This window comes from Bradyrhizobium sp. 149 (assembly GCF_023073915.1).
Taxonomy (GTDB): domain Bacteria; phylum Pseudomonadota; class Alphaproteobacteria; order Rhizobiales; family Xanthobacteraceae; genus Bradyrhizobium.
The window spans coordinates 640,645-654,049 of record NZ_JADPKK010000023.1; the positions used below are offsets into that span (position 1 = coordinate 640,645).

At 65.3% G+C, this 13,405-nt stretch carries 9 protein-coding genes; 4 read left to right on the forward strand and 5 right to left on the reverse strand.

The features are described 5' to 3' along the window. Positions 1-9: 9 nt before the first annotated feature. The gene (locus IVA88_RS30850) at positions 10-2,289 is read right to left on the reverse strand and encodes a fused MFS/spermidine synthase (RefSeq protein WP_247500956.1); all 2,280 of its coding nucleotides are present in this window, start codon (positions 2,287-2,289) and stop codon (positions 10-12) included. A 208-nt stretch (positions 2,290-2,497) separates the two neighbouring features. On the opposite strand from IVA88_RS30850, the gene IVA88_RS30855 reads away from it, so the two are divergent. After that, positions 2,498-4,108, forward strand: a complete 1,611-nt coding sequence (locus IVA88_RS30855) for an NAD(P)/FAD-dependent oxidoreductase (protein ID WP_247500957.1) — start codon at positions 2,498-2,500, stop codon at positions 4,106-4,108. Between the two features lie 285 nt (positions 4,109-4,393). Here the strand turns inward: IVA88_RS30855 and IVA88_RS30860 are convergent, their stop codons facing one another. Then, positions 4,394-4,558, reverse strand: a complete 165-nt coding sequence (locus IVA88_RS30860) for a Flp family type IVb pilin (protein WP_211397330.1) — start codon at positions 4,556-4,558, stop codon at positions 4,394-4,396. A gap of 156 nt (positions 4,559-4,714) precedes the next feature. Here IVA88_RS30860 and IVA88_RS30865 point away from each other — a divergent pair, with 156 nt between their 5' ends. Continuing rightward, entirely contained in the window at positions 4,715-5,602 is an 888-nt protein-coding gene (locus tag IVA88_RS30865; protein WP_247500958.1) for a 50S ribosomal protein L11 methyltransferase, read from the forward strand. Positions 5,603-5,712: 110 nt separating this feature from the next. Here IVA88_RS30865 and IVA88_RS30870 read toward each other — a convergent pair whose 3' ends face one another. Beyond that, complete coding sequence (locus IVA88_RS30870; RefSeq protein ID WP_247500959.1) at positions 5,713-5,892, reverse strand: hypothetical protein; 180 nt, start codon at positions 5,890-5,892, stop codon at positions 5,713-5,715. Positions 5,893-6,080: 188 nt separating this feature from the next. Here IVA88_RS30870 and IVA88_RS30875 point away from each other — a divergent pair, with 188 nt between their 5' ends. Together IVA88_RS30875 and IVA88_RS30880 are read left to right on the forward strand one after the other, a co-directional pair. After that, complete coding sequence (locus IVA88_RS30875) at positions 6,081-7,910, forward strand: aminopeptidase P family protein (protein ID WP_247500960.1); 1,830 nt, start codon at positions 6,081-6,083, stop codon at positions 7,908-7,910. Between the two features lie 135 nt (positions 7,911-8,045). Continuing rightward, a complete protein-coding gene (locus IVA88_RS30880) occupies positions 8,046-9,320 on the forward strand; it encodes a multidrug effflux MFS transporter (protein WP_247500961.1) in 1,275 nt (424 codons plus the stop codon). A gap of 111 nt (positions 9,321-9,431) precedes the next feature. Here IVA88_RS30880 and ligA read toward each other — a convergent pair whose 3' ends face one another. Together ligA and recN are read right to left on the reverse strand one after the other, a co-directional pair. Beyond that, positions 9,432-11,585, reverse strand: a complete 2,154-nt coding sequence (ligA, locus tag IVA88_RS30885) for an NAD-dependent DNA ligase LigA (protein WP_247500962.1) — start codon at positions 11,583-11,585, stop codon at positions 9,432-9,434. A gap of 139 nt (positions 11,586-11,724) precedes the next feature. After that, positions 11,725-13,398 (reverse strand): DNA repair protein RecN, encoded by a 1,674-nt coding sequence (recN, locus tag IVA88_RS30890; RefSeq protein WP_247500963.1) that lies wholly within the window; start codon positions 13,396-13,398, stop codon positions 11,725-11,727. Positions 13,399-13,405 lie beyond the last annotated feature (7 nt).

Below are 13,405 nucleotides of genomic sequence, written 5' to 3' on the forward strand. Positions count from 1 at the left end.
AAGCGGCCCCTACTCCCCGTCCCGTAGGCGCCGATAGAGCGCGCCCAAAATATTGGAGTAATCGTCGGTCCAGACCCGCACCCTGTCGTCGGCCTCGGTCTGCTCCCATACTTTCGACGATGCGAGCCTGCCGACGTCGGCATCCTCGCGGGCGGAGATGACGACGTCGGTCGAGAAGATGTAGTCACCATCGCGCCCCGAATCCTCGTTGTAGACCCAGCTCTTGAGATCGTTGGCATCGGCGATGCCGACCACGACGGTCTCGAGATCGAGGTGCCGGTTGGAGACGTGCATCACCACGGCGCCGTGCGGAGCGAGCTTGTCCTTGTAGATCTTCATCGCCTCTTCGGTCGCAAGATGGATCGGGATCGCATCGGACGAATAGGCGTCGACGATGATGAGATCATAGGCGCCGTCCGTCTCCTTCGCGAAGGTGAGGCGGGCATCGCCGATCACCGGCTTCAGGCCCGGCATGCAGCTCGATATGTAACGAAAGTTCTTCGGATCGCTTGCCGCATCGACCATGGACTGATCGATCTCGAAGAAGGTCCAGCTCTCGCCCGGCTCGGCGGCGCAGGCGAGCGTGCCCGATCCGACGCCGATTGCGGCGACCTTCAGCGGCGCGCCCTTGCGCTCGCGGATGGCGGTGACGGCCTGACCGATGCCGCCGTCCTTGTGATAGTAGGTGATCGGTTCGGGCCGGCCGGTGACCGGCGTGCCGTCATTGTTGAGGAAGCGCTCGGCGCCGTGGATCGTGGTGCCGTGCATCAGCACATGGAAATAGCCGCCGGGCGTCACCACGATCTTGTGCACGCCGAAGAAGCTGCGCACCGTGGTGACGCGGCCCTCGTCCGCCGGATAAACTCGGATCAACGCCAGCGCGAGCGCGACGGTGGCGAATATCTTCCAGCGGCCGGCGTTGACCGCCAGCGCCAGCAGCGCGGCGAGCACGCCGACGCCGCCGGCCGCCCAGACGCGGTGATCTTCGAACCAGGTCGACGGACCGCCCGTCGTGGTGGACGGCGCAACCAGCACTATTGCGAGCGCGGCTAGCGCCAGCCAGTACCATTTGACGATGCCCGCCAGCCGCTCGTTCGCGGCCGGCCGGCACAGCGCGGCAAGCGCGACCAGGATCGGATATTCGGCGATCCATGAGAATGTGAAGGGCGCAACGAGCCCGGCGAACAGGCCGCCGACCATGCCGCCGAACGACAGCGCGACGTAAAATCCGGTGAGATATTTGGCGGCCGGCCGGGTCCGCGCCAATTCGCCGTGGCAGGCCATGGCGATGACGAAGAAGCACAATTGATGACCGCCGAGCGTCAGTAGCAGGTTCTGTTCGCCGCCGTAGGCCAGCAGGAAGACGATGCCCGCGATCGCGACTGGCTGGAGCATCAGCATCCATTTGTGCGGCAGCAGCGGCCGCGACTGGAACACCACCACCCAGGTCAAGAGGTACAGCGACAGCGGCAGCACCCACAGCAGCGGCGCTGCCGCAACGTCGGTGGAGATGTGCGCGGTGACGGCAATGAGCAGGCCGGACGGCACGCCGGCGAGGAAGATCCAGCGCAGCCGCGTCATGAAGCCGGGCGCCGGCGCATTCAAATCCTCGGTTCGCGCATCGACGATTGCCAGCTTCGGCGAGCGCAATAGCAGCACGCCGCATGCAGCGATCAGGAGGATCAAAAGGCCGTAGCCGCCGGTCCAGAGCCGGTTCTGCGTGTGCAGCGTGAAGATCGGCTCCAGCAGGAAGGGATAGGACAGCAGGGCGAGGAAGCTGCCGATGTTGGAGGACGCATAGAGAAAATATGGATCATGTCCGGCAGGATGCCCGGTGCGGACGAACCAGGCCTGCAGCAACGGATTGTTGGCGGCGAGCGCGAAGAACGGCAGACCGATCGAGATCACGAACAGGCCGAGCAGCCAGATCGCGTAGCCCGAGCCAGGCGGATCGCCATAGGCCGTGGCGATGCCGAGCGGCAGCGTGGCGAAGGCCGCGATCAGCAGCAGGAGGTGCACCACCACCGGAACGATGCGGTTCCTCACCTGCATCAACACATGCGCATAGGCGTAGCCCGCCAGCAGCAGCGACTGGAAGAACACCATTGCCACCGACCACACCGCCGGCGAGCCGCCGAGCCGCGGCAGCACCATCTTCGTGAACAGCGGTTGCACCGAGAACAGCAAGAGTGCGCTGACGAAGATCGCGGCGGTGTAGACCACCAGCAGCAGCCGGTTGCGTGACGAGGACGGCTGCTCCGTGGCGGCGGGTTGCACGATCGAATCCATAGAAGCTCCGGCATCATCCCGGCGGGCGCCGGGCGGGCGCAATGGAGCACAAGGCGCCTGAACGGGCAATAAAGGGTCTCGTGATGTTGCAGCGAGAAATGCCTGATATAAGACGGCCGTTCCGGGGCGATGCGAAGCATCGAACCCGGAACCTCGAGATTCCGGGTTCGCGTTTCGCGCGCGCCCCGGAATGAGACCAGCAGGAATCATGATCGAAACCGACGTCATCATCATCGGCGCTGGCCATAACGGCCTCACCTGCGCGGCCTATCTCGCGATGGCCGGGTTGCGCGTGCGCGTGGTCGAGCGCCGCAAGGTGGTCGGCGGGGCCGCGGTCACGGAGGAGTTTCATCCGGGCTTCCGCAATTCGGTCGCGGCCTACACCGTGAGCCTGCTCAATCCGCAGGTGAGCCGCGACCTCAAGCTGGCGGAGCAGGGCCTGCGGGTCGTCGAACGCCGCGCGCAGAATTTTCTGCCCGCGGCGGACGGCCGCTATCTCCTCACCGGCGAGGGGCGGACGCAATCGTCCGTCGCACGGCTGAGCACGCATGACGCAAACGCGCTCGACGGGTTTTCGCGCGAGCTGGAAGATATCGCCGACGTGCTCAGGCAATTCGTGCTGCGTGCACCGCCGAACCTGCTCGACGGCTTCGGAACGGCCTCGATCCGCGAGGCGGTGAACGCATTCCAGAGCGCCAATATCCTGCGCGGACTATCGCTGGAGCAGAGCCGCAGCCTGCTCGATCTCTTCACCCGTTCGGCCGGCGAGATGCTGGACGAACGTTTCGAGCATGATCTGGTCAAGGCGCTGTTCGGCTTCGATGCCATCGTCGGAAATTATGCCAGCCCTTACGCCGCGGGCTCGGCCTATGTGATGCTGCATCACGCCTTCGGCGAGGTGAACGGCAAAAAAGGCGTCTGGGGTCACGCCATCGGCGGCATGGGCGCGATCACGCAAGCCATGGCGCGCGCCGCACGCGACCGCGGCGTTGTGATCGACACCGATGCGGGCGTGCGCGAAGTTATTGTCGAGCGCGACCGCGCGGTCGGCGTGCTGCTGGAAAACGGCACGGCCATCCGCGCTAAATATGTCGCGGCCAACGTCAATCCAAAGCTGCTCTATACGCGGCTGATTGCCGCCGATGCCCTTCCCCAAAATTTCCTCGACCGCATCCGGTACTGGAAGAACGGCTCCGGCACCTTCCGCATGAACGTGGCGCTGGACCGCCTACCCTCCTTCACGGCGTTGCCAGGCGACGGCGATCATCTCACCTCCGGCATCATCCTGGCGCCGAGCCTGGGCTACATGGACCGCGCCTTTCTCGATGCCCGGGCGCACGGCTGGAGCCGAGAGCCTGTGGTGGAAATGCTGATCCCATCGACGCTCGACGACACGCTGGCGCCCGCAGGACAACATGTCGCGAGCCTGTTCTGCCAGCATGTCGCGCCGGAGCTTCCCGATGGAAAGTCGTGGGACGACCGTCGCGACGAGGTGGCCGACCTCATGATTGCGACGGTGGACAAATACGCGCCGGGTTTTGCGACGAGCGTGCTCGGCCGCCAGATCCTGTCACCGCTCGATCTTGAACGGCAGTTCGGCCTGTTGGGGGGCGACATCTTCCATGGCGCGCTGACGCTGAACCAGTTGTTCTCGGCGCGGCCGATGCTGGGCCACGCGGATTATCGCGGGCCCCTGAAGGGCCTCTATCACTGCGGCTCCGGCGCCCACCCCGGCGGCGGCGTCACCGGCGCCCCCGGCCACAACGCCGCGCAGGCGATCCTGAGGGATCATCGGTCGCTGTTCGGTAGCCGTGGATAGGCCTGTGGATGGGCTGTGGACAGGCTGTTGGCAAAGCTGTGAAAGGGCGGTTGGTTGCCCGTCGCGGCCCGCCATACCAGCGGGGTATAAGTCGGTGGAAAATCTGGGGATGAGCGACGGGATAAGTCCGTGGACAATGTCCGGAAAACGAGCGGGTAACCTGCGGGCATTCCTGTGAAAGCCAGTCCGCCAAACGACTTCGCCCGCCAGGGCAATTCCCCCGGCGGGCGCTGTTCGAAGCAGTTGTATGGAGAAATGGCCCCGCCGGGAAATGGGAGGCGGAAATTACTTCAAGGAGGTGCTAATCGAAGTGAACTTCTCGTTCATCGTGCTGCCGAGGCCGTTCACCACGGTGATGATCGCCAGCGCGATACCGGCTGCGATCAGGCCGTACTCGATCGCAGTTGCACCTGAATCGTCAGTCCAGAACTTCAAAATCATGCGCTTCAAGTCTCGCCTCCTTTTCCATTTCAAGCTGTGTTGGGTGACCCCCGACACCCGCAAATCTACGGCGCACAACCTGCGGTCGGGTTAACCGCGTGATTGCAAGTTATGCAAAGAATCGGAACAAAAGCTCCAAAAATTGAACCGGACGGAATCGTACGGATGCAGCCTTCCCCCACCCATCGCGCCAGTTTTTCGATCGGCAGCGAGATCGCTGCGAAGCGCGTAGTCGACGTGCTTAACGAGGTGTTTTTCGAGGGCGATGCGGCGGTTGCCGCCTTCGAGCAGCCGAACGGACAATGGGACGTCGCGCTACATTTCGCGGTCGCGCCGGACCGGGCGTGGCTGCGCGAACTCGTTGCAATCTCAGCAGGAAACGAGATCGCGGACACGCTCGCCTTCGACACCGTCGAAGCCAGGGACTGGGTCAAGGCGAGCCTGGAAGATCTCGTCCCGGTGCCGGCCGGGCGCTTCGTCGTCCATGGCAGCCATGACCGCGATCGCGTGGCGCCAAACAAGGTCGCCATCGAGATCGAGGCGGCCCTCGCCTTCGGCACCGGCCATCACGGCACCACACGCGGCTGTTTACTCCTGCTTGACCATGTCCTGAAAAGCGCCCGGCCCGGCCGCGTGCTCGACCTCGGCACCGGGACCGGCGTGCTGGGGATAGCGGCGGCGAAGGCGCTCCATCGCGCGGTGCTGGCCTCCGACATCGACCCGGCCTCGGTACGGGTAGCAGCCGAGAACGCCTCCTTGAATGAGGTTGGTCACCAGGTGCGAACGATTTGCGCCATCGGCTTTGCTGCGGCTGATTTTGATAGATGCGGCCCGTTCGATCTGGTGCTGGCCAACATCCTTGCCAATCCGTTACGGCAATTGGCGGGCTCGATGACGGGGCACCTCGCGCCTGGCGGGCGCGTCATCCTATCCGGCCTGTTGACGCACCAGGCCCCCGCCGTGATCGCGGCCTACCGCGCCCGCGGCCTCGTGCCGCTGAAGCACTTGCGGATCGAGGGCTGGAGCAGCCTGTTGCTGCGAAAGATGGGGTGATATCCCGTAAGGTGGGCAAAGCGTAGCGTGCCCGCCAAATTCATCGTGATCGAGAGACATCGTGGGCAAAGCGCTTTGCGCCTTCGCCCACCCTAAGACTCGCCGCCGTCCTACTCCGTCGCCTTCTTGTCGCGGCGCATTGCGCGCTTGACCCGCGAGGCGCGCCTCGCGCGGCGTTCGGCGAAACGGTCGATCATCTGGCTGATGAGGCCGCGCGGTTTCTTCGGTGTCGCCGTAGTCGGGGCGCGGCGCACCGGCGGAGGAATCTTCTCAAACGTGAACGCTGGCATCGTGTGTCCCCTCGCCATTGAGATGAACCACTTGCTCGAATTTTCCTGTTATCCGGACGAAGCGCAACTGCCGCATCCTGTACTCCACTCAATTCGAACGGAACTTGTTCAAGCACAGTCCGTGCCAGATACGACCTCAAATGCGTCTACATTGCGGACTGATCCGCATGATCATAAAGTGATCCACCATGTTCGAAGCGCACTTCCAGACTTTCGAGGAGCCCGAGGCCGGCGTCGCATTGACGGCGCGGCTGGCCGCACTCCGTGAAGAACTCGCCCGCCGCAAGCTGACCGGCTTCGTAATCCCACGCGCCGATCAGCAGCAGAATGAGTATGTGCCGCCGTCGGAAGAGCGTCTGGCCTGGCTGACCGGCTTTACCGGCTCGGCGGGATTGGCGGTGGTGCTGACCCATGGGGCCGCATTGTTCGTCGATGGCCGCTACACGATCCAGGCGGCCAAGCAGGTCGATTCAAAAGCTTGGGCAGTGGAATCCCTGATCGACCCGCCGCCGGAAAGCTGGATGTCGGCACACCTGAAGGCCGGTGACCGCCTCGGATTTGATCCGTGGCTGCACACTTCTGCGGCAGCCGAGCGTTTGTCCACCGCCTGCGCCAAGGTCGGTGCCGAGCTGGTCGCCGTCGACAGCAATCCGGTCGATGCGATCTGGCAGGACCGGCCACAGCCGCCGATTGCGCCGGTCGCGGTGCACGGGATGCAACATGCCGGCGTGACCGAAGCCGAGAAGCTGACGCAGATCAGGAGCGAGATCGGCAAGCTCGGCGTCGATGCGCTGGTGCTGTCCGACAGCCATGCCGTGGCCTGGACCTTCAACATCCGCGGCGCGGACGTCGCGCATACGCCGCTGCCGCTGTCCTATGCGTTGGTGCCGAAGGACGGCCGTCCCACCATCTTCATCGATCACCGCAAGCTTTCCAATTTGACCCGCGACCATCTCGAGCAGTCCGCCGACGTGCGCGAGCCCGATGCGATGGCGCCCACGCTGATGGCGCTCGCCAAGAGCGGTGGATCGATCGCGCTCGACAACGCGACCGCGGCCGACGCCCTCAGCCGGCTGATCACGGGCGCCGGCGGCAAGCCGGTGCGCGGCAGCGATCCGGTCGCGCTACTCAAGGCGGTCAAGAACACGACCGAGATCAAGGGCACGCAAACGGCGCACCGGCGCGACGCGGTGGCGCTGGCGCGCTTCCTCGCCTTCGTCGACCGCGAGGCGGCAAGCGGCAAGCTCACCGAGATCGACGCGGTCGAGGCGCTGGAGACGTTCCGCCGCGACACCGGCGCGCTCAAGGACGTGTCGTTCCCGACCATATCAGGCACCGGCCCGAATGGCGCCATCGTGCACTACCGCGTCACCCGCAAGAGCAACCGGCGGATCGTGCCGGGCGATCTGCTGCTGATCGATTCAGGTGCACAATATGAAGACGGCACCACCGACGTGACCCGCACCCTGGCCGTGGGCGAGCCCACCGGCGAGATGCGCGACCGCTTCACGCGTGTGCTGCGCGGCCACATCGCGATCGCCCGCGCGATCTTTCCCGATGGCGCCACCGGCGCGCAGCTCGACACACTCGCGCGGCAATATCTCTGGGCCGCCGGCATCGATTTCGAGCATGGCACTGGCCACGGCGTCGGCAGCTATCTCTCGGTGCACGAAGGACCGGCGCGGATATCGAAGCTCGGCACGACGCCGCTGAAGCGCGGCATGATCCTGTCCAACGAGCCCGGCTACTACAAGTCCGACGGTTTCGGCATCCGCATCGAGAACCTCGAACTGGTGGTCGAAGCCGACATCAAGGGCGCGGAAAAGTCGATGAACGCGTTCGAGACACTGACCTTGGCGCCGATCGACCGCCGGCTGATCGATGTCGGCATGCTGGGCAAGGACGAGCTCGACTGGCTCAACGCCTACCACGCGCGCGTCAGGGCCGAGGTGCGGCCGGCGCTGGACGAGACGACGAAGGCCTGGCTCGATCAGGCGACGGCGGAGATGAAGGCGTAAGCGCGCCGTTCCAAAGCCGCATGGCCCTACCCGATTTGCGCAAGGCTGCCCTTCGCGACCACGCCGGCATCGTGCATAGCCGCATGCCGAAACATCCGTACTCGCGGCAATCGCGAACCGGGTAGTGTCTTTTCCATGCACGGCATGATCAGCAAGCCGCCGGAAGCGGCGAAGAACCTCGCGACCTCGCGCATGGTGTTGCTGCTGCTCGTCGTCATGACCGGCATCGCGCCGATCTCGCTTTACATGCTGGTCCCGGCGCTGCCGGTGCTGGCGACGACATTTGGCAGCGACATCTCGGTCGCACAGATGACGGTGTCGCTCTACATGGTCGGCATCGCGCTGTCGCAACTCATCATGGGCCCGCTGTCGGACCGTTTCGGACGGCGCCCAGTGCTGCTCGGAGGACTGGCGCTGATGGTGGTCGCCAGCGTCGCCTGCATCTTCGCGGAAACCCTGCCGCAGCTGATCGCCGCGCGCTTCTTCCAGGCGCTGGGCGGTGCCGCCGGCATGGTGGTGAGCCGCGCCATCATCCGCGACATCTACGCGCGTGATCGCGTCGCCTCGATGATCAGCCTCGTGATCGCGGCCCTGATGATCGGGCAGATGGTCTCCCCGCTCACCGGCGGCCTGATCGAGACCGCATTCGGCTGGCGCGCGATCTTCTACGCCATCACCATCGCCGCGATCATTGTCGCCGTCGGCATCGCGGTCGCGCTGCCAGAGACGCGCCGCAGCCGCGCCGCCGGCAGCGGCTTTCGCGGCGATGTCGGCATCCTGATCCGCAACCGCGCCTTCCTCGGCTATGTGATGTGCCAGGTGCTGGCCTCGCAGATCATCTTCACCTTCGCCGGCGGCGGCCCCTATATCGTGGTGACGCAGATGGGCAGGACCAGCGCCGAATACGGCGCGTGGTTCGCGACGACGGGATTTGCGTATCTGGTCGGCAATCTGCTCTGCGTGCGCTTTGCGCCGCGGCACTCGCTGGAGAAGTTGATCTGGTTCGGCCTCGCGCTCCAGCTTTGCGGCAGCCTGTTGAACCTGCTCTGGAGCTTAACAGGCTGGAACGAGGCGCCCGCATGGCTGTTCGGCACGCAGATGATCGTGATGGCCGGCAATGCGTTCGTGATGGCGAACTCGGCGGGCGGCGCGATCAGCATCCGTCCAGAGGCCGCCGGCACCGCGTCAGGTGCGATGGGCTTCCTCCAGCAGGGCATTGGCGCACTGATGTCGCAATTCGGCGCCTATCTCGGCGGCCACTCCGCGACCACGCTGCCGCTCACTTCCGCCGTACTGGCGATCTCGCTCCTCTGCGCCTGCACGATGATCTTCGTCGTCCCCCGCCGCGAGGTGGTGGTAAGCGAGACGCTGATCGAGCGGGCGGAAGAGGAAGAGAGCGGGATAATGTGAGGGGGGTTACCCTCTCCCCGTCATTGCGAGCGAAGCGAAGCAATCCAGGCTGCGACCCGCGGAAAGATTCTGGATTGCTTCGCTTCGCTCGCAATGACGAAGGAGAGAATCTCACTCCCCGATCAGCTGCAACCACTCGTCCTCGGTCAGCACCTTGACGCCATGCTTGTTGGCTTCCGCGAGCTTCGAACCCGCGCCGGGTCCGGCAACGACGAGATCGGTTTTCTTGGACACCGATCCGGACACCTTGGCGCCCAGACGCTCCGCTGTCGCTTTGGCCTCGTCGCGCGTCATCTTCTCCAGCGAGCCGGTGAACACCACGGTCTTGCCGGCGACGGCGGAGTTGCTCTTCGGCTCCTCGGCATCGATGATCTCGACTTCGTTGGTCAGCCGCTCGACGATGCCGCGATTGTGGCTCTCGCCGAAATAGTCGGCGATGCTCTTGATCACGGTCTCGCCGATCTGGTCGAGCGCATCCATCTCGGCCATCGCCTCCTCGTCACCCTTGGCGACCTTGAGGCTGGCATCGTGGAAGGCGTCCCAGGAGCCGTAGCCGCGTGCCAGCGCCAGCGCCGTGGTCTCGCCGACATGGCGCATGCCGAGCGCGTAGATGAAGCGCTCCAGCGCAATTTTGCGACGGCTCTCGATCGCGCCAAACAGATTGCGCACCGAGGTTTCGCCGTAACCCTCGATGTCCTCGAGCTTCAGCTTCGAATTGCGCTTTTCCAGCGTGAAGATGTCGGCTGGCTCCTTCACAAAACCCTCGTCGAAGAAGTACTGGAGCTGCTTCTCGCCAAGACCGTCGATGTCGAAGGCGCGCCGCGATACGAACAGCTTCAGATGCTCGATCTTCTGATAGGGGCAAGCGAACTCGCCGGTGCAGCGGGCGCGCGAAGCCTCCTCGCCTGCCGCGGTCTCCCCGCGCACCACGTCGGTGTGCAGCGGGCACGGGCACTTCTTCGGAAACGCGAATTCCTTGGCAGCCTTCGGCCGCTTGTCGAGGACGACATCGACCACCTGCGGGATGACGTCGCCGGCGCGCTGGATCACGACCGTGTCGCCGATCCTGATGTCGCGGCCCTCGCGCAGCACCTCGCCCTTGCTGCCGATGCCCCTGATATAGTCCTCGTTGTGCAGCGTGACGTTCTGCACGATCACGCCACCCACGCCGACGGGTTCGAGCTTGCCGACCGGCGTAAACGAGCCGGTGCGGCCGACCTGGATTTCGATGTCGCGTAGCACCGTCATGGCGCGCTCGGCCGCGAATTTGTGCGCGATGCCCCAGCGCGGCGTGCGCGAGACGAAGCCGAGCCGTTCCTGCCAGTCGATGCGGTCGACCTTGTAGACGACGCCGTCGATATCGTAGTCGAGTTTTGCGCGCTGCTCCTCGATCGAATGATGGAAGGCGAGCAGTTCCTCGACGGAGTGACAGAGCCTGGTCAGAGGGTTGGTCTTGAAGCCGCACCGCTCGAACCAGTGGATCATGCCGCTCTGGGTGCCCTCCGGCATCGCGCTCATCTCGCCCCAGGCATAGGCGAAGAAGCCGAGCGGGCGCGAGGCCGTGATGGTCGGATCCTTCTGCCGGAGCGAACCCGCGGCCGAGTTGCGCGGATTGGCGAAGATGGTGCTGCCTTCGGCCTTCTGCCGCTCGTTGAGCGCGAGGAAGGCTTTCTTGGTCATATAGACCTCGCCGCGCACCTCGCAGACATCGGGGACGTTGCGGCCCCTAAGTTTCTGCGGCACGTCTTCGAGCGTGCGGATGTTAGCGGTGACGTCCTCGCCCTCCGCGCCGTCGCCGCGCGTCGCCGCGGTGACGAGCTCGCCGCCCTCATAGCGCAGCGACATCGAGAGGCCATCGATCTTCGGCTCGGCGGAGAAGTCGATCTTGTCGTCGTCGAGCTTCAGGAAGCGCACGATGCGGCCAACGAAGTCGCGCAGATCCTCTTCCGCAAAGGCGTTGTCGAGCGACAGCATGGGAACGGAATGCCGCACCTTCTTGAAGCGGCCTGACGGTGCAGCACCGACCTTCTGCGACGGCGAGTCCGCGCTGACGAATTCCGGAAAGCGCTTCTCGATCGCGTTGAAGCGCTGGCGTAGCGCGTCGTACTCGGCATCGGTGACGGTGGGCGCGTCGTCCTGATAGTAGCGCTCATTATGCCCCTCAATCTCCAGCGCGAGCCGCATGTGCTCGACCTTGGCCTGCGCCTTGGTGAGGTCGGCGACCTCGGGAAGCGGCTTTGCTTTGGATTTTACTGCTCTGGCCATGGTGCTTGGATACGATGGAGCGGGCGGGAGGGTAAAGGTGGGTCCGGGTCATTGTTCCCTGGACGATGCGCTGCCGAACCGGGGCCCATGCGCGGCGTTCTGGGTCCCGGCTCGCGCGACGCGCGTCCGGGACACGACATCAAGCCGTTGCCGCCTTGAGCAGCCGGTCCGCGGCAGCCCTCGCCTCGGCCGTGATCTCCGCGCCGGCGAGCATCCGCGCGATCTCCTCGCGGCGGTGGTCGGCGGCGAGCGCATTGACGCGGGTGGCGACGCGCTTGCCCTTGTCCAGCGCATCCTTGGAGATCAGCAAATGCTGGTCGGCGCGGGCGGCGACCTGCGGGGCATGGGTCACGGCCATCACCTGGACCTTGCCGGCGAGTCGTGCAAGGCGCCCGCCGATGGCGTCCGCGACCGCGCCGCCGACGCCGGTGTCGATCTCGTCGAAGACCAGAGTCGGCGCCGAGCCGCGGTCGGACAGCACGACCTTGAGCGCCAGCAGGAAGCGCGACAGCTCGCCGCCGGACGCGACCTTCATCAGCGGCCCCGGCTTGGTGCCGGGATTGGTCTGCACCCAGAACTCGACGCGGTCGAAGCCCTGCGGTCCGGGTGCGGTCTCGTCGGTCTCGACCTGGGTCATGAATTTTGCGCGTTCGAGCTTGAGCGGCGCGAGCTCGGCATTGACCGCCTTGTTGAGCTTCTCGGCCGATTTCTGCCGCGCCATCGACAGCTTCTTGGCGGCAGCCGCATAACGCGCATCGGCCTCGATCGCGGCCTGCTCCAGCTTTTTCAGCCGCGAGGCGCCGGCATCGATCAGCACGACGTCGGCGGCATATCTGGCGGCAAGCGCGGCGAGCCCGTCGACCGGCGTCGAATATTTGCGCGAGGCGGCGCGCAACGCGAACAGGCGCTCCTCGATGCGTTCGAGCTCTGAAGGATCGAAATCGGTCGCGGCCAGCGCGGCCTGGAGATGCTGGTCGGCTTCCTCCAGCGCGTTGATCGCGACGTCGATCGCTCTCACCGCGGGCTCGACCAGCGCCGGCGAGTTGACGCCGCGACGTTCCAGCCGGCGCACGGCGGCCGACAGCGAGGCGACCGGCGAATGGTGCCCGCCGACCGCCTCCTGCGCTTCGCGCAGGTCGGAGGCGATCTTCTCGCCCTGCATCATCGTGGTGCGACGGGACGCCAGCGAGGTCTCCTCGCCATCCTTGGGCGCGAGCTGCTTCAATTCGTCCGAGGCGTGACGGAGGTAATCGGCTTCGCGCGCGGCGCGCTCCATGCCGGCACGATGCTCCTCCAGCGCGGTGTTGGCGGTGCGGCGTGCGTCCCAGAGCACTTCGACGGCCGAGACGTCTTTTTCGAGACCGGCGAAAGCGTCGAGCAGGCGGCGGTGGGTGGCGGCATCGACCAGCGCGCGCTCGTCGTGCTGGCCGTGAATCTCGACCAGGGCAGCACCGACCGCCTTCAGCGTCTGCACGCTGATCGACTGGTCGTTGATGAAGGCGCGGGTGCGGCCGTCGGCGAGCTGGACCCGGCGGAGAATCATCTCGCCGGTATCCTCCAGCCCGTTCTCCGCGAGGATCTTCGCTGCGGGGTGATTCTTGGGGATATCGAACACGGCGGTGACCTGCCCCTGCTCCGCGCCGTGGCGCACGAGGCCGGCGTCGCCGCGGCCGCCGAGCGCCAACGCAAAGGCATCGAGCAGGATGGATTTGCCCGCACCGGTCTCGCCGGTCAAAACCGCGAGGCCCGTTGCGAATTCGATATCGAGCCGTTCGATCAGGACGATGTCACGGATCGACAGACGCGCCAGCATGGAACTC